This window comes from Geomonas limicola (assembly GCF_014193675.1).
GTDB lineage: Bacteria > Desulfobacterota > Desulfuromonadia > Geobacterales > Geobacteraceae > Geomonas > Geomonas limicola.
The window spans coordinates 218,113-235,622 of sequence record NZ_BLXZ01000007.1 but is presented as its reverse complement, the minus strand read 5'-3'; the positions used below and the strand labels follow the sequence as shown (position 1 = coordinate 235,622).

Below are 17,510 nucleotides of genomic sequence, written 5' to 3'. Positions count from 1 at the left end.
CGCTGTTGCCACACTGCTATGCCATAAAACCCCTGGAGCCTTCATGCATCAAGTGGATCACGACCCCTCCGGTCTCGTCCCCGCCGAGCGCGATGCCTGCGCCATCATCTGTCACATCAACAAGGCTGGCCGTCCCTCCCACGGTAACGTGCAGCGTACCATCGACGCCCTGGTCAAAATGGGGCACCGCGCCGGCGAGATCAACGGCGAAGGGGACGGCTGCGGCATCCTGACCGACCTCCCGCGCCTTTTGTGGAGCGAGGTGCTTGCCGGGGCCGGAAAGGCGCCGGAACTGGTGGAGGCCCCCTCCTTCGCGGTCGGCCACCTTCTGGTCGCGCGCCAGGCGCTCAGCGAGGATCCCCGGCTGCCCGCCCGCATCCTGGAGACCTTGGCGGAGCGGGGCTGCACCCCCTTGGTGGACCGCCCGGCGCCGGTGCGCAGCGAGGTGTTGGCGGCGCGGGCCCGGATCTCCGAGCCGGTAGTCTGGCAGGTCGCCCTCACGGTTCCCACGCCGCAGCAGGCTGTGCGGGATCTTTTCGAACTGCAGCTCGACCTCGAGACACGTTACCCCGTTCACGTGGCCTCGCTCTCTACAGAGGTGGCGGCCTACAAGGTGCACGGGGCGCCGGAGTTGCTGCCGCGCTACTACCCGGAACTCAAGCGCCGGGAGTTCCAGTCCTCGGTGACCATCGGTCACAGCCGCTACTCCACCAACACGCTCCCCACCGTTTTGCGCGCCCAGCCCTTCGCCCTCTTGGGTCACAACGGCGAGATCAACACCATTGCGAGGTTGCGCGAGGAGGCCCGGATGCTGGGGATCGGGCTCCCGCTCGGAGGTTCCGACTCCCAGGATGTCAATCGCACCCTCGAGGGGCTCATCTGCCAGTACGGTTTCACGCTCTTCGAAGCGATGGAACTCGTGTTCCCGCCGGTGTTCAGCGCCATGGACCGGATGGAGCCTGAACTGGCCGGGATGTACCAGTGGTTTAGGCGCTTTTTGAGCGCGAGCGCCCAGGGTCCCGCGGCCATTATCGCCCGGCATGGCGACCAGTGCGTTTTCAGCGTGGACGCCATGGGGCTCAGGCCGCTCTGGGTTGGTGAGACCGAGAAAGAATTTTTCGCCTCGTCGGAACTGGGTGTCGTGCCCCACGAGGAGATCCTGGACGACCCGAAGCCACTCGCCCCCGGCGAGAAGATCGGGGTGCGCCTGAGGGGAGGGGAGGCGCCGCAGGTCTTCCAGCATCAGGAACTCAGGCAGGAGATCTTGTCCCGGTTCCGGCGCCGCACGAACCTCGTCGCACAGGCGAAGAGCCTGGTAACCGGTCCGGAAATTTCCCGCAGCGAAAACGACGTGGTGCCGCGCTCTCAAGGGACACAACTGGTCCGGGAAAGTCTGCTGTCGGCGCTCGCCTGGAAGTCCACCGACCTGCACAACCTGGCCGAGATGGCCCGTAACGGCCAGGATCCGGTCACCTCGCTAGGCTACGACGGCCCGCTTGCCGCGCTGTCGCTTTCCCGGCAAAACCTCTCGGACTACTTCAAGGAACAGGTGGCGGTGGTCACCAACCCGGCGATCGACCAGGAGCGCGAGAATGAGCACTTCTCCACCCGTGTCTACCTGGGCCCGCGTCCCACCCTGCGCGGCCCCCGGCAACGGGCGGTGGAGCTTGCGCTCCCGCTGGTGCTCGGTGGCGCACGCCAGGGGCTCCCCTCGGGTGAGGGGCAGCTTGCGGCCGCCTTCGGCACCTGCACGCTGGAAGCACTCATGGAGGGGTTCGGCCGGGGCAAGACGCGCCAGATCGGCTGCCATATCGCCCGGGGCGAGACCCTCCAGTCGGCCCTGGAGCGGATCACCGGGCACGCAACCGTCGCGGTCTGCCGCGGGGTGACCCTGCTGGTGCTGGACGACGCCCAGGCCTTCGCACGCGGCAACAGCTTCCTGGACCCGTACCTGGTGGTCGCGGTGCTGCACAAGGCGCTCAAGGAGACCAGTGCCGCCGGTGGCGCCAGCCTGCGCCGCCAGGCCTCCATCGTCTTGCGCTCCGGCGCGCTGCGCAACCTGCACGACCTCATCTTCGCCCTGGGGATGGGGGCCGACGCCCTCTGTCCTTACCTGATCTGGGAACAGGGTTCCTTCGAGGAACACGGCAAGCGTAACCTCCTGGGTGTCCTGAAACGGGGGCTGGAAAAGGTGATCTCCACCATGGGAACCCACGAGATCGGCGGCTACGGGAAGTACTTCGCGTCGTTGGGACTCTGCTCCTACCTCGCTGAGATCTTCGAGACCCCGAATTTCTGCGGTTCCCGCCAGGGCGGTCTGAACCTCGAACGCCTGGAGGCGGAGAACCTGAGCCGCACCGCCCAGGCGCGCAGCCGCGAGCCGGTACCGGTGCCGGTGCAGTTCCGCCTCTACCCGCGCATCTGGAAGATGGTTGGCCAGGTCGCCAAGATGGAGGAGAGCTACGCCGACCTGTCGCGCCTGATCCAGCAACTCGAGGCGGAGCATCCGCTGGCCATCCGGCACCTGGTCGACCTGCGCTACCAGGAAGAGTTGAGCGTGGACCCGGACGAGGTGGATACCCGGGTAGGAAACCACGACCTCCCGATCCTCTTCTCGGCCATGAGCTTCGGCTCGCAGGGGGAAACCCCTTTCCGGATCTACGCCGAGGCGGCGCGGCGCCTGAACATCATCTGCATGAACGGCGAGGGGGGCGAGATTGCCGACCTGCTCGGGAAGTACCGGGCCAACCGCGGCCAGCAGATCGCCTCGGGGCGCTTTGGCGTCAGCATGGAGTTCCTCAACTCCGCAGATGTCCTGGAAATCAAGGTAGGGCAGGGGGCCAAGCCCGGCGAGGGTGGGCATCTCCCCGGCTTCAAGGTAACCGCCAAGATCGCGGCGGCCCGCAACGCGACCCCGGGCGTCTCACTCATCTCCCCCTCGAATAACCACGATATCTACTCGATCGAGGATCTGGCCCAAATCGTCGAGGAACTGCGCACCGCGAACCCCACCGCCCGCATCTCGGTAAAGGTCCCTGCGGTTGCCGGGCTTGCCACCATCGCCCTGGGGATCGTCAAGGCAGGTGCCGATATCATCACCATAAGCGGCTATGACGGCGGCACCGGGGCCGCGCGCAAGCATGCGGTCAAGTTCGTGGGGCTTCCCGCCGAGGTCGGCGTGCGCGAGGCGCACCGAGCCCTGGTGGAGGCGGGGATGCGGCACCGGGTGGAACTCTGGGCGGACGGCGGGGCCCGCACCGGTCGCGACGTCCTGAAGCTCATGCTCCTGGGGGCCAACCGGGTCGGCTTCGGCACCTTGGCCATGGTGGTGATCGGCTGTACCACCTGCCGCGGCTGTCACCTGGGGACCTGCCACGTCGGGATCGCCACCCAGATCGAGTCCCCCGAGGAGGCCGAGCAGCGCGGCCTGAAACGCTTCGTACCGCGGGTTTTGGAAAACGGCGTCATCTACCAGACCACCTTCTTCCGGGCCATGGCGCGCGAGATCAGGATCCTCTCCGCGAAGCTCGGTTTCCGGCGCACTCAGGATCTGGTCGGCCGTGCCGATTTGTTAGAGCAGACCCGCGGTCTGGACCGCATGGACCTCTCGGACCTCCTGGCGCCGGTGGTCCCCGGCGATCCGCACCAGTTCGACAGCGAGGTCCGTATCATCCGGAAGCCGCTCAACTACCTGACCTCGCTCATCTCCGGGCTGGTGGGCGACGCCTTTGCCGCGGGAGAACAACGGGTGCGCTACGACGACGACTCCGCCAGCAGCTCGGACCGCGCCATCGGGACCCACCTGGCCGGTACCATGGTGCGCGGTTGGCAGGAAGGGCGCTTTGTCGCCGAAAGCCAGGCGCTGCTCCAGTTCCACCACGACTCCATCCCCGGAAACGGCCTGGCTGCCTTCACCGTTCCGCATATCGACATCCGGGTCGAGGGGGGAGCCCAGGACGGCGTCGGAAAATCTGCACGCGGCGGGACTATCGTGATCCTCAAAGGGGAGAACCGCTTTGGAAACCGGGTGGGCGGCTCGGTTGGGAAGGGGCTTGCCTACGGCGCCACCGGCGGGACCTTCATCGTCCAGGGGGACGCCGACAGCCGGGCCTGCGTGAGGCTCTCGGGCGCCGACGTGATCTTCGGCGGAAGGATCCGCACCCGTGTCGACGACAGCCTGGGGAACCTGGCGGGGCGCGCCAACCTGAAGGGGTTCGCCTGCGAGTACATGACCGCGGGGCGGGTGGTGGTCTTAGGGGACCCCGGTCCCTGGCTCTGCTCCGGCATGACCGGCGGCGTGGTCTACTGTCACCTCGACCAGGAGATGGGGTTCGACCGCGATGCGCTCAGGCGACGCCTGGCCCGCGGAGCCGGTGTGGAGATTCGCGACCTCGACGAGGAAGACCTGGACCAGGCAGAGGAACTCCTCGGGCGCTACGAGCGGGAGCTTTTCCACTCGCACCAGGAAGAAGAGGCCGATTGGCTGGCCCAGGTGGTGGCGCGCCTGCGCAGCCGGTTCGTGAAGATCCTACCCGAGAAGTTCGCCATGATGCCCAGCAGCACCGAGTAGCGCCGTGTTGCCGGCCGAGAAGCACCACCAGGGGGTTCCATGGATCAGCCCTTGTGCCTGATAGTGATGCCGTTTGGCAGGAGAAAGGATGCTACCGGGCGTTCCGTCGACTTCGACGCGGTGTACGAGCGTCTGGTCCTTCCGGCGGTGCGTGCCGCCGGTCTGGAGCCGGTGCGTGCCGAAGATGCCCGCTCGGGAGGCGTGTTGCAGGGACACAGCTACCAGAGGATCATGCACTGCGACTACCTGGTCGCCGACCTCACCACGGCCAACGCCTCGGTCTACTACCAGGTGGGGGTACGCCACGCCGTACGTCCCAACTCCACGGTACTGATCCTGGCGGCGAAGAGCGCCCAGATCCCCTTCGACCCGGACCGGCTGCAAGGGGTGCGCTACCGGGTTTCCGCCCAGGGGCTCCCCGAGCACGAGGCGCGCTACCGGGCCCTTTTGACCGAGCGGCTGGTGGCCTCGCGCCAGGGGCCGCCCGACAGCCCGCTCTACCAGGCCGTTCCGGACCACCCGGTGTTTGCCGGGACGCCGCCTCTCGACTTGCGGGACAACCTGCAGCACAGTGCTGACCTCAGGCAACGTCTGGCCCAGGCCCGCTGCCAGGGAGGGGAGGCGGTGCGCGAGGTGGAGCGCCAGCTGGGCGATCTGGCTCTTTGCGAATCCGGCGTGGTAATCGATCTTTTCCTCTCGTACCGGGCGGTCAACTGGTGGAACGAGATGATCGACCTCTCCAAGCGCATGCCGCCGGACCTGGCTGCGACGGTGCTGGTGCAGGAGCAGCTGGGGCTCGCCCTGAGCCGTGCCGGTCGCGGGGAGGAAGCGGAACACGTCCTGCGCGACCTCATCTACCGGCGCGGGGCCTGCAGTGAGACCTACGGCCTTCTTGGGCGGGTCCTTAAGAACCGCTGGGAGAAGGCGCTTAACGGCGGCGAGAAAAAGGCCGCCAAGGATCTCCTGGATCGTGCCATCGACGCCTACCTGAAGGGGTTCGAGGCGGACTGGCGCGACGCCTATCCCGGGGTGAATGCGGTCACCCTCATGGAGTTGAAGGAACCGCCCGATGCCCGGCGCCGCGAGATCCTCCCCGTGGTTTTCTACGCGGTCGAACAGCGCATCCGCTCGGGTGCCGCCGACTACTGGGACTACTCGACCCTTCTGGAGCTGGCCGTGCTCGGACTGGACGAGGCCAAGGGGATCGACGCCCTGGGACGGACCCTGGCCTGGGTGCGCGCCGCCTGGGAGCCGAAGACCACCGCCCGAAACCTGAGGCTGATCCGCGAAGCACGCCTGCGCCGCGAGGCCGAGATACCCCCCTGGACTGAGCGCGCCGAGGCGGAACTCCTCAAGGCCGCTGAGCGGGGGACCGCCCGTCCCTGATGACGCGGACCGTGGAGGGAAGGACCGCCCGCTGTCAAGGTGTCGCTCCTTTTCGCCGATAAAACCCATGGGAACTCTTCTCCTGCCGGCCACCTGACCTGGGCGGGCTGTTCATTAGATATTGACCTTGACATGTACGTCAAGGATACCTATGCTGGACACAGACGTGTCCTCGTGCCGGCTTTACCATGGGTACTCGTATGGACCAGATTCCCTACCAATCGCTTCCCGATGTGCTGCGCAAACATGCGGCCGAAATGGGTCCCAGACCGGCGATCAAGTTCCGCAAACAGGGAAACTTCGTCGTCCTCAGCTACGCCCAGTACTACGACCGGGCCCTCATGGTGGCGCGCGGGCTCCGCAAGCTGAACATCCGGCCCGGTGACCGGGTCGCCATCCTCTCCGAAAACCGTGCCGGATGGATCATCGCCGACATGGGAATCCTCTGCGCCGGTGCGGTCACCGTGCCGATCTACCCCACCAACACCCCCGAGCAGGTTGCCTACGTTTTGACCCACTCCAAGGCGAGCATCGTCTTCGTCTCGAGCCGCGCCCAGTACCGCAAGCTCCTGAAGTATCACGACGCCTTCCCCCAGGTGAAACTGGTGGTCTCCTTCGAGCGATTCCTTGGCGAGCCGGGGCTGCCGGTCACCACCTTCTACCAGCTCTCCGAAATCGACGATCCTATCCTCGATGCGGAACGTCGCGAGATCGAGGCCATGATGGACGGCATCCGGCCGGATGACCTCGCCACCATCATCTACACCTCCGGAACTACCGGAATTCCCAAGGGGGCCATGCTGAGCCACGGCAACCTCCTCTTCGACGCCTGGTACACCATCAAGAAGGCCGGGGTTCTCGGCGACCACGAGGTGCTCCTGAGCTTTCTCCCTTTGAGCCACGTGCTGGAGCGCACGGTAGGCTACTACCTGCCGGTCCTCCAGGGCGGCCTCATCGCCTTCGCCGAGAGTTTCGAGAAGATCGCCGAGAACATGGTCGAGGTGAAACCTTCCCTCATCGTCAGCGTGCCGCGTCTTTTCGAGAAGATCTACTCGCGCATCTTCGAGAGCGTGCACCAGCTCTCCCTGTTCAAACGGACCATGTTCCGGCGGGCCCTGGCCATCGGCAGGCGCTATATCTACGCCCGCTACATCGAGCACAACGTCGGCTTTCTGCTGCAGGCCCAGTACCTCCTGGCGGACCGGATCATCTTCGCCAAGCTGCGTCGTCGTTTCGGCGGCAACCTGAAACTCTGCTGCTGCGGCGGGGCCCCGCTGGACAAGGAGATCGACGAGTTCTTCTGGATCATCGGGATCCCGATCATCGAGGGGTACGGGCTCACCGAAACCAGCCCGGTCATCTGCATCAACACCTTCCAGCAGTTGCGCTTCGGGTCGGTGGGGACTGCGCTGGAACAGACCGAGATAGCGATCGCGCCGGACGGCGAGGTGCTGGTGCGCGGTCCCCAGGTGATGCAGGGGTACTACAAAGACCCGGAGGGGACCCGGGATTCGCTCGAGGACGGCTGGTTCAAGACCGGGGACATCGGTTACCTCGAAAACAGTTTCCTGTTCATCACCGACCGCAAGAAGGAGCTGATCATCACCGCCGGCGGCAAGAACATCGCGCCTCAGCCGATCGAAAACCTCCTGAAGCGCGACAAGTACATCTCCCAGGCCATCGTATTTGGCGACCGCAAGCCGTACCTGACCGCGCTGGTGGTGCCGACGCTCGAGCGGCTCATCGAGTTCGCCCTGGAAAACAAGATCGCCTACAACGACGTGGCCGACCTGGTGGTCCACGAACCGGTGCGCAAACTCTACGAGCAGCGGGTCGCGGCAGTGAACGAGAGCCTGGCTCACTACGAGACCATCAAGAAATTCCAGTTGTTGCCGCGTGATTTCAGCATCGACGCCGGTGAATTGACCCCGACCTTGAAGCTGAAACGCAAGGTGATCGCCGAAGCCTACCATGACAAGATCGAGGAGATGTACGCGGAATAGCCGCGGCCTGGGTGCCGCTTGGGGGATTACATGAGACAGATCAACAAGGTAGCAGTTTTGGGGTCGGGCGTCATGGGGGCGACCATCGCCGCCCACCTGGCCAATGCCGGTCTCCAGGTACTTTTGCTCGATATCGTACCCGCGCAGGCAAGCGATGCCGAACTGGCACGGGGGGTGGGGCTTTCGGACCGGGCGGTTCGTAACCGTCTGGCGGATCAGGCGATCGCGGGGCTCCCCGCGCTGAAGCCTGCGCCGCTCTACCTACCCGAGTATGCTGCCAACCTCGAGGCGGGAAACCTGGAGGACGACCTGGCGCGGCTTGGTGAGTGCGACTGGGTGGTCGAGGTGGTGCTGGAGAATATGGAGGTAAAAAAACGCCTCTTCGCCGAGAAGGTGGTGCCCAACCTGAAGGAGGGGGCCATCCTCAGCAGCAACACGAGCGGCCTGTCGGTGAACGCCCTGGCACAGTCCCTCCCCGAGACGGTGCGCCGCAACTTCCTGGTGACCCACTTCTTCAACCCGCCGCGCTACATGCGGCTCATGGAAATGGTCCCCTGCCGGGAAACCGATCCTGCCGTCACCGCTTTCCTGGCCGGATTCCTGGCTGAGAAACTCGGCAAGGGGGTGGTCTACGCGAAGGATACCCCCAACTTCATCGCCAACCGGATTGGGACCTACGCCGGCGCCATCACCGGGCAGCACATGGTGGAGATGGGGCTTAGCGTCGAGGAAGTCGATGCGATCACCGGTCCCGCACTGGCGCGCCCCAAGACGGCGACCTTCGCGCTGTGGGACCTGGTAGGTATCGACACCGTGGCGCGGGTACTCGCCAACAGCTACGAGGCGCTGCCGGAGGACGACGAGCGCGAGGTGTTCCGGGTCCCCGAGAACATCTCGAAAATGGTCGCCGCCGGGCTTACCGGGAAAAAGGCCGGCCGGGGCTTCTACAAGCGGGAGACGGTAAACGGCGAGAGCGTCAAGTTTTACTTCGACTACCAAAGTGACAGCTACCTTCAGGCGACTTCGCCCAAGTTTGCCTCGGTGCAGGCGACCAAGCAGATCGACGACCCGGCGCAGCGCATCCGGACCCTGCTCGAGGGAAACGACAAGGCGGCGCAGTTTGCCTGGAAAACCCTGCGCGACACCTTGATCTACACGGTCAAGCGGATCCCGGAAATAGCGGACGACGTGGTCAACGTCGACAACGCCATGAAGTGGGGCTACAACTGGGAACTCGGTCCCTTCGAGACCCTGGACGCCATTGGGGTTGCCGCCTTCGTTGCCCGCGCCACAGCCGACGGGGTGGCGGTACCCGAACTTCTGCAGGGCGTTGAGCGTTTCTACCGGCGCGAGGCCGGCAAGGATTACTTCTTCGACGTGGCGAGCAAATCCTTCAGGGAGATCGAACGCCCGGCGACCAGCGTCTCGCTGACCCTGTTGAAGGATGCCGGCAGCGTCGTCGAGAAAAACAGTTCCGCCTCGCTGGTCGATCTCAAGGACGGGGTATTCTGCCTCGAGTTCCATTCCAAGATGAACACCATTGGCGGGGACACCCTCTCCATGATCCAGAAGGGTATCCGGCGCACCGAACAGGACGGCGTGGGACTCGTCATCGCCAACCAGGGTGGGATGTTCTCCGCCGGCGCCAACCTGATGCTCCTCTCCATGGGGATCGCCGAGGGTGCCTTCGACGAGATCGCCGTGCTGGTGAAGAACTTCCAGAAGGCGATGATGGCCATCAAGTACGCCAGGATCCCGGTCGTGGCCGCTCCGCACAACCTTGTCATGGGGGGGGGCTGCGAAACCTGCCTGCACTCCGACGCCATCGTCGCCCAGGCCGAGACCTACATGGGGCTCGTCGAGATTGGGGTGGGGATCCTTCCGGCCGGAGGTGGTACCAAGGAGATGGCGTTGCGTGCCATCAAGCTTTCCGACGAGTACGAGACCGACGTGACGCCGTTTCTTCTCAAGAACTACCGCAACATAGCCATGGGGAAGGTGAGCGCTTCGGCCGCCGAACTCTTCGGTATGGGCTTTATGCGCCACGGTGACGGCATTACACTCGACCCGGACAAGCGGATCCACGACGCGAAACTGAAGGCGCTGGCGCTGGCCGCCAACTACCGCCCCAGCCGCCCGCTTACCGGCCTAAAGGCGCCCGGGCGGAGCATCGCCGCCAGTATCAAGACCCAGCTCTGGAACCTGAAAGAGGGTGGTTTCATCTCGGAATACGACAAGTACCTCGCCTCGGGAATCGCCGACGTGATTACCGGCGGTGACGTCCCCGGCGGAACCCTGATCAGCGAAGAATACCTGCTGGACCTGGAGCGGGAGATGTTTCTCAAGTTCTGCGGCCAGAAGAAAACCGCCGAACGGATCCAGCACATGCTGAAGAAGGGGAGGGCGCTGCGGAATTAACCAATGGACAATTGACAGTGGACAATTGACAATGATGTGTCGGTCTCCAGGGCTGACAGCATCAGGTTCGGGCCACTGGACTCGCGTTACCGAAAGCTTCGGAAGAGCGGGTCCACGCTGTAGCACCGGAGGAAGTTATGTCACACGCAGCATACATTCTGGCCGCTTTCCGTACCGCCGGTACCAAGGCCAATAAGGGAAAACTGAAGGACGTCCGGCCGGACGACCTGGCCACTGCCGCCATTCGCGGGCTTTTGGAGCGGACCGGCATCGACCCGGCCGGCATCGATGACGTTATCATGGGGTGCGCCTTTCCGGAGGCCGAACAGGGAATGAACCTGGCCCGACTGGCCGCGCTCAAGGCGGGGATCCCCTACCAGGTCCCGGCCCAGACCATCAACCGTTTCTGCTCATCGGGACTGCAGGCCATCGCCTCGGCGGCTGAGCGGATCATGGCCGGATTTGCCGACTGCATCGTGGCAGGGGGCGCCGAGAGCATGACCATGATCCCCATGGGTGGCAACAAGTACAGCGCCAACCCCGGCCTGGTCTCCTCCTGGCCCGAATCCTACGCCTCGATGGGGATCACCGCGGAACTGCTGGCCGCCAAGTACGGGGTATCCCGCGAGGACCAGGACGCCTTTGCTGCGGCGAGCCACCAGAAGGCTGCCCGAGCCTGGGCCGAGGGGCGCTTCGAAGCGGAGATCGTTCCGGTCGAGGCCGAATCCTGCCAGATCGTTAAGGGGAAACCGGTCTGCGCCCGGGAGTTGGTGACCCGTGACGACGGCCTGCGCGCCGACACGACCGCCCAGGTGCTCGCCCAGCTGAAGCCGGCCTTCAAGGCTGACGGCACGGTAACCGCCGGCAATTCTTCCCAGATGACCGACGGTGCCGCCGCAGTCCTGGTCGTTTCCGAGGAGTTCCTGAAACGGACCGGGGCGACGCCGCTGGCGCGGTTCTGCGGCTTTGCGGTACGCGGGGTACCGCCCGAAATCATGGGGATCGGTCCCATCGAGGCAGTACCCGCCGCGCTCAAGTTCGCGGGGCTCAACCAGCAGGACCTCGGTCTCATCGAGCTGAACGAGGCCTTTGCCTGCCAGTCGCTCGCCTGCATCAACGAGTTGGGGCTCGACCCGGAACGCGTCAACGTGAACGGCGGGGCCATCGCCCTCGGACATCCGCTCGGCTGCACCGGCGCCAAACTCACCGCGACGCTGCTGCACCAGATGCAGCGCTCCCAGGTCCGCTACGGCTGCGTGACCATGTGCATCGGCGGGGGCATGGGGGCTGCCGGCATTTTCGAAAGGGTGTAGCGGCGACCTGTACCTTTTGATGACTTCAATGTGGGGATTACGCCCGAATGGGTTCATGCAGTTGACAATGAAAAATCGCGAGGTGTGTCATGGCGAGCAAGATATTTAAGGGTGCGGAATTCCTGATAGGCGAGACCTCCAAGGACGACGTGTTCACCCCGGAGGATTTCAGCGACGAGCAGCGCGAGATTGGGCGTACCACTGAGATGTTCGTGAACAACGAGGTGATGCCGGTGCGCGAGGAGATCGAACACCAGAACTTCGAGCACGTGGTAAGTCTGATGCAGAAATGCGGCGAACTGGGGCTCTTGATGATCGATGCCCCGGAGGAGTACGGTGGACTCGAACTGGACAAGGCAACCAGCATGCTCGCGGCCGAAAAGATAGCGAGCGCCGGATCCTTCTCGGTGGCCTACTCGGCACACACCGGGATCGGCACCCTGCCGCTGGTCTACTACGGAACGGCCGCCCAAAAAGAAAAGTACCTGGAAAAGATCATCAGTGGCGAGTGGATCGCCGCCTATTGCCTCACCGAACCGGATTCCGGCAGTGACGCGCTGGGGGCCAAGGCGACCGCGACGCTTTCCGAGGACGGAAAATACTACCTTTTGAACGGGACCAAGCAGTTCACCACCAACGGCGCCATCGCGAACCTCTACACCATCTTCGCGAAGATCGACAAGGAGCACTTCACTGCGTTTCTGGTGGAACGCACCACCGAGGGGCTGAGCGTCGGGCCGGAGGAGAAAAAGCTCGGCATCAAGGGTTCCTCGACCACCCAGATCATCCTGGACAACGCCAGGGTGCCGGTGGAAAATCTCCTCGGCGAGATCGGGAAGGGGCACAAGATTGCCTTCAACGTGCTCAACGTGGGACGCTTCAAGCTGGGTGCCGCGGTGACCGGTGCCGCCAAGCGCGCCCTGGAGGTGGGAATCAAGTACGCCAACCTGCGCAAGCAGTTCTCCCAGCCGATCAGTTCCTTCGGTGCGATCCGGGAGAAGATCGCCGACCTCAACGCCGAGATCTTCGCCTCGGAATCCCTGGTGTACCGCCTGGCCGGTCTCATCGACGACCGGTTGGCCACCATCCCCAAAGATACGCCCAACTACTACGACGCCTACCAGCGCGGCATCGAGGAATACGCCATAGAGTGCGCCATCGCCAAGGTCTTCTGCTCCGAGGTGCTGGCCCACGTGGCCGACGAGGTGGTCCAGATTCACGGCGGTTACGGTTTCATCCAGGAGTACCCGGCCGAGGGGTTCTACCGGGACGAACGGATCAACCGCATTTTTGAAGGAACCAACGAGATCAACCGCTTGCTGATCCCCGGCATCCTGTTGACCCGGGCCCTGAAAGGGGAGATACCGCTGCAGCGCGAGGCGATGAAGGCCTTTGAAGGCCTTATGACGCCGAGTTTCGAGGAATTGGACGACAGCGTTCCGTACGCTGCGGAAAAGGCGCTGGTGGTGAATCTCAAACAGGCGTTCCTGGTGCTCTCCGGTTCCGCCGTGCAGAAGTTCCAGGCGAAGATCAAGGACGAGCAGGAGGTGCTCCTCGCGGTCGCCGACGTCGCCATCAACATCTTCGCCCTGGAAAGCACGGTGCTGCGAGCCGAGAAGATGCTCCCCAAACTCAGCGCGGCGCGCCGTGCCGCCCTTGATGGTGCCGTCAAGACCTTTGCCTTTACCGCCAGCGAAAGGGCTGCCAGCGCGGCGCGCAAGGGGGCCTTCTACGTCGCGGAGGGAGACACACTCACCATGCTGCTCGCGGGCATCCGGCGTTTCACCAAGTACGATGCAGCCGGGCTTTTACAGGCCAAACGCGAGGTCGCCGAAGCGGCCATCGCCGCCGAAAAATACCTCTTCTAACGCACCGCAACAAGGAGCGCCGCGCCTGCCGTTGTACCACGGCGGCGCGGCTTTTTTCGTTATGAAACAACACACCGTCATGACGCCGTATATGGTCGGCGAGGTCCATTTTTATTCCACCGAGATTGCCGGCGAACTGGTGCTCTTCGACACCGGTCCCCCCACACCCGAAGGACGACACGTCCTCGAACAAGCGGTCGACCTCAAGCGTGTGCGGCACGTCTTTGTCACCCATTGCCATGTCGACCACTACGGGCAGGCAGCCTTTCTGCAGGAACAGAGCGACGCGGAGATCTACTTCCCGCGCCGGGACGTCCTGCGTCTGCGCAGGCTCGAGGATTGGATTGCCGGTGTGCATCGTCTGTTGCGCGAGGCCGGCTTCTCCGAGGAATACTGCCTGAAGCTCCAGCGGCTCTTTCTCTCCCAGGACATGCTGGCGCCCAGTCCCCGGCGCTACCAGGTACTGGAGGAGTCGAACGTACCGGACCGGCTCGGACTTGAGGTCCTCTCCTGTCCGGGGCACTCGCAAAGCGATGTGGTCTACCGCTACCAGGGGGAGGCGGTCACCGGGGATATCCTGCTGCGCGAGATCTTTCAGTCGCCGTCCCTCGATCTCGATGTGGAAACCTTTTCCGGCCGGTTCCGCAACTACGAGTCGTATTGCGACAGCCTTGTGAAACTGGCCACCCTGGAAGGGGACCTTATTCTGCCGTCCCACCGCCAGTACCTTCTCAGCGTCAAGGAGGCGCTGCTCTTTTACGTCAGAAAGTTGATCGACAGGGCAGGGCAGGTAAAGCGCTATGCAGAGATCGACCTGGTGAGCGAAGTGGTGCAGCAGATCTTCGGACCGACCTTGACCAACCCCTTCGTAATCTACCTGAAGGCCTCGGAAATCTACTTCATGCGGGATTTCCTTGCGGATCCCGACCGGTTGCGGCGGGCACTGGGAGATACCGGCCTCTTTGGCCAGGTTGCCGATCTCTTCAACGAGGTGGTTGAAGGGTGAAGTGGCTCCGCCCCATCAAGACTCTCCACGAGTTGTAAGATTTTTTCGGATAAATGTTGGAGCCGGACCTTGGTTTGTGGCACAATGGTCCCTGATTTTTACGGGGTTCATGGTAACCGATAGGGGAACTGAACATGGAAGCTTTGCCTGGCAGACCCAAAGTACTCATCGTCGATGACGCGCCGGAAAATGTCCAGTTGCTCACCGAGATGCTGCATGATGACTGTCAAACCATCTCTGCATCGAACGGGCTTCAGGCAATCAAACTGGCCAATACCGATCCGGCCCCCGACCTCATCTTGCTGGACATCATGATGCCGGGGATGAACGGGTACGAGGTCTGTACCCGCTTGAAGGCCGAGCCGAAAACGTGCGAGATCCCCATCATCTTCGTCACTGCGCTCACCGACAAAAGCGAGGAGCACAAGGGCCTCGAACTGGGCGGCGCCGACTTCATCACTCGTCCCTTCAACTCGAGGCTGGTCAGGACCCGGATCCGCTATCAGCTCGAAATCAAACGTTTTCGCGCCACCCACGATCCGGTTCCCAGCGGCAAGGTGCTGCCGCACGCCACCATCCAGCTCGAACTTGCCGAGCGCAGGCGCCTGAACGAGGAGAGTTCCGCGTTGAACCAGGAACTCGAGGCACAACTGACGGCAGCACGGGCCGACCTGAGCCAGTTGACCCGGCAACACCAGGAAGATCAGCAACAGATCGCAGAATTAAGCCGGCTCTGCGAGCGACGCAAGAAGGACCTGGAACTGGTGCACCGCGAGCTGGAGAGCTTCAGCTATTCCATCTCGCACGACTTGAGAGCACCCCTGAGGCACCTGCTCGGGTTCAGCAGCGCACTGGTCGAGGACTACAGCACCCAGTTGGATGAGACCGCCCAGAGTTACCTCGGCTGCATCACCAAGGCCGGGCACCGCCTGGAACAGCAGGTCGAGGCCCTGACCATGCTCTACCGCATTGCGCGCCAACCGCTCAACCCGGGAAAAGTCGATCTCAGCCGCATGGCGCATGAGATTGCTGCCTCCCTTAGCGAGCAGTCACCCGATCGTCAGGTGGAGTGGGTCATCGAGGAGCGCCTGGAGGAGCATGGCGACGGGAATCTTTTGCGGGTAGCGCTCGAGCATTTGCTAAGTAACGCCTTTAAATTTTCCGGAAAATTGTCGCATGCCCGGATCGAAGTGGGCAGGGGGAGCTACCAGGGGAAGGACGTCATCTTCGTTCGTGATAACGGTGCCGGTTTCGACATGCGCTATGCGGAACGTCTCTTCGGAGCATTTCAGAGGATGCACAAGGAAGGGGAGTTCGACGGGGTCGGGATCGGGCTCACGACGGTACAGAGGATCGTGCACCGACTCGGGGGCGAGGTCTGGGCCGAGGCGGCGGTCGATGGCGGAGCAACCTTTTACTTTACGCTCTCTGCCTCCGACTGAGGTCCCGCGGGAAAACCGTGTGGGTAGGCGTCGAGGATGCGCTGCCGGTAGGCGACGATGTCCTTTTCCAGGGACTGAAGTTGTGTGACCTTGTGCCGGATGCCCGCCAGGTGAAATTCGAGAAGCTCGACCAGACGCGGCATGATCTTGTCGGGTTCGCGGTGCTCCTTGTAGATCTGGGCCAACTCCTGCATCTCCGCCAGCGAGAGGCCGAGTTCCTTCACCTTCAGGATGAACTTGAAGCGCAGCACGTCGTCCTGGTCGTAGACCCTGATCCCGCCATCGGTGCGCCGCGGCGGATCCACCAACCCCATCTGTTCATACAGCCTGATGGTCCGGGCGGTAATCCCCAGTTTCTTCGCCAGATCGCTGATCTGCAGACAATCCTGAACATTAAGTCTCATACTTCACCTCTGCGTTAACTACTGATATACGCGCCAGTTGCACTCCTGTCAAGACGCGTCTTGTTTATGACTACTCTGTGAGTGTGTCGGCGAGGCGAGCAGCTATAACGTGCCAGGTGCCGATACTGAGGCAAATGTTCTGCTTCATGAGGCCAAAGGTCAGCTTAGTTGATTCGAGGTGGGAGATACTGCGACGGGTGTAACGAGGGGGGCGGTCAGGATGACGAGGTGGAACCGGATTCGGCGGCATGGTGCCTGAAGGTATCGAGTCTTTGCTGCATCGCGCTGCGGGTGATCGCTTCTGCTGCAGCGGCGTCATGAACCAGGGTCGCCTGGAGCAGCGCACGGTAAAACTCGCGCGCTGCGCTGCGGTGCTCCTCCCTGGCAAAGAACTCACCCCTCAGTTTGAAATAGAGGTCGGCGAAACTGTTCATGATGAGGGGGTAAATCTTGTTCCCGGACCAGATCGCCATCTTGAGGTGCAGCTCCCAGTCGTAGCGCGAAATGGCCCCGGGCCCGCTGCTAAGTCGCTTGGAGCGCACCAGATGCTCCTGAAGCTGTTCCGGCTCGTTCTGAACGGCACGGCGGGCATAGTCGGGGGCAAACTGCAGACGAAGCTCGAGAAGGTTCGAGGCCAGGTCCGCGGGAAAGTGCTCGCTGTTTCTGATGATGGAAGAGAGGAGTTCCAGGTCCCCCTGGGACCAGAAATTGTTGACCACCGTGGCATGCCGCTGTTGCACCGAAATCCAGCCGGACTGCTGTAGCTTTAAGAGCGCTTCGCGTACCGTGGCACGGCTTACCGAAAACTGCGCAGCCAGGTCCCGTTCACTCGCCAGGTGACAGCCGGGCTGCGGATTGCCTTTCAAAAACGCGTCTACCAGAGCCTTTTCCACAACCTCATACGATTTTTTCATCGGGATACCTCAGGGAAACGGTTCACGAGTCGATAGACCGGATTCGAGCCGGATTAATTATAAAACATAGTTCTGCAAAAGTGTAAATCTTTTTTTGCGAGTTACTTGCCAACTATTCGCTGAATTGCCCCATATCTGCCTGCACCAGAACTGACGTTACACCGATTGGAAGTCTGCACAGGGTAT

General features: G+C 63.0%; 10 protein-coding genes. 8 read left to right on the top strand and 2 right to left on the bottom strand.

The window, feature by feature from the left end:
- The first annotated feature begins 43 nt into the window (after nucleotides 1-43).
- From H7688_RS17465 to H7688_RS17430, 8 genes are all read left to right on the top strand, one after another.
- Nucleotides 44-4,570, top strand: coding sequence for a glutamate synthase-related protein (locus H7688_RS17465; RefSeq protein WP_183362479.1), 4,527 nt, complete (start codon nucleotides 44-46; stop codon nucleotides 4,568-4,570).
- Nucleotides 4,571-4,609: 39 nt separating this feature from the next.
- Nucleotides 4,610-5,956 (top strand): TRAFs-binding domain-containing protein, encoded by a 1,347-nt coding sequence (locus H7688_RS17460; RefSeq protein WP_183362478.1) that lies wholly within the window; start codon nucleotides 4,610-4,612, stop codon nucleotides 5,954-5,956.
- Between the two features lie 200 nt (nucleotides 5,957-6,156).
- Nucleotides 6,157-7,959, top strand: a complete 1,803-nt coding sequence (locus tag H7688_RS17455; RefSeq protein WP_183362477.1) for an AMP-dependent synthetase/ligase — start codon at nucleotides 6,157-6,159, stop codon at nucleotides 7,957-7,959.
- Nucleotides 7,960-7,989: 30 nt separating this feature from the next.
- Nucleotides 7,990-10,377: a 3-hydroxyacyl-CoA dehydrogenase/enoyl-CoA hydratase family protein gene (locus H7688_RS17450; protein WP_183362476.1), complete on the top strand. Its 2,388-nt coding sequence runs from the start codon at nucleotides 7,990-7,992 to the stop codon at nucleotides 10,375-10,377.
- Nucleotides 10,378-10,514: 137 nt separating this feature from the next.
- Nucleotides 10,515-11,690, top strand: a complete 1,176-nt coding sequence (locus H7688_RS17445) for a thiolase family protein (RefSeq protein WP_183362475.1) — start codon at nucleotides 10,515-10,517, stop codon at nucleotides 11,688-11,690.
- An 89-nt stretch (nucleotides 11,691-11,779) separates the two neighbouring features.
- Nucleotides 11,780-13,558 (top strand): acyl-CoA dehydrogenase FadE, encoded by a 1,779-nt coding sequence (locus H7688_RS17440; RefSeq protein WP_183362474.1) that lies wholly within the window; start codon nucleotides 11,780-11,782, stop codon nucleotides 13,556-13,558.
- 79 nt (nucleotides 13,559-13,637) lie between these two features.
- Nucleotides 13,638-14,564 (top strand): MBL fold metallo-hydrolase, encoded by a 927-nt coding sequence (locus H7688_RS17435; protein WP_246329864.1) that lies wholly within the window; start codon nucleotides 13,638-13,640, stop codon nucleotides 14,562-14,564.
- A 134-nt stretch (nucleotides 14,565-14,698) separates the two neighbouring features.
- Nucleotides 14,699-16,006, top strand: coding sequence for a response regulator (locus tag H7688_RS17430; protein ID WP_183362472.1), 1,308 nt, complete (start codon nucleotides 14,699-14,701; stop codon nucleotides 16,004-16,006).
- On the opposite strand, the gene H7688_RS17425 is transcribed toward H7688_RS17430, so the two are convergent.
- Both H7688_RS17425 and H7688_RS17420 read right to left on the bottom strand, forming a co-directional pair.
- Entirely contained in the window at nucleotides 15,979-16,410 is a 432-nt protein-coding gene (locus H7688_RS17425) for a MerR family transcriptional regulator (RefSeq protein ID WP_183362471.1), read from the bottom strand. The genes H7688_RS17430 and H7688_RS17425 overlap by 28 nt on opposite strands.
- Nucleotides 16,411-16,625: 215 nt before the next feature.
- On the bottom strand, nucleotides 16,626-17,324 hold the full coding sequence (locus H7688_RS17420; protein ID WP_183362470.1) for a GntR family transcriptional regulator: 699 nt from the start codon (nucleotides 17,322-17,324) through the stop codon (nucleotides 16,626-16,628).
- Nucleotides 17,325-17,510 lie beyond the last annotated feature (186 nt).

Coding starts and splice junctions, on each gene's coding strand:
- H7688_RS17465 (WP_183362479.1), top strand. CDS start 44: ATGCATCAAGTGGATCACGACCCCTCCGGTCTCGTCCCCGCCGAGCGC.
- H7688_RS17460 (WP_183362478.1), top strand. CDS start 4,610: ATGGATCAGCCCTTGTGCCTGATAGTGATGCCGTTTGGCAGGAGAAAG.
- H7688_RS17455 (WP_183362477.1), top strand. CDS start 6,157: ATGGACCAGATTCCCTACCAATCGCTTCCCGATGTGCTGCGCAAACAT.
- H7688_RS17450 (WP_183362476.1), top strand. CDS start 7,990: ATGAGACAGATCAACAAGGTAGCAGTTTTGGGGTCGGGCGTCATGGGG.
- H7688_RS17445 (WP_183362475.1), top strand. CDS start 10,515: ATGTCACACGCAGCATACATTCTGGCCGCTTTCCGTACCGCCGGTACC.
- H7688_RS17440 (WP_183362474.1), top strand. CDS start 11,780: ATGGCGAGCAAGATATTTAAGGGTGCGGAATTCCTGATAGGCGAGACC.
- H7688_RS17435 (WP_246329864.1), top strand. CDS start 13,638: ATGACGCCGTATATGGTCGGCGAGGTCCATTTTTATTCCACCGAGATT.
- H7688_RS17430 (WP_183362472.1), top strand. CDS start 14,699: ATGGAAGCTTTGCCTGGCAGACCCAAAGTACTCATCGTCGATGACGCG.
- H7688_RS17425 (WP_183362471.1), bottom strand. CDS start 16,410: ATGAGACTTAATGTTCAGGATTGTCTGCAGATCAGCGATCTGGCGAAG.
- H7688_RS17420 (WP_183362470.1), bottom strand. CDS start 17,324: ATGAAAAAATCGTATGAGGTTGTGGAAAAGGCTCTGGTAGACGCGTTT.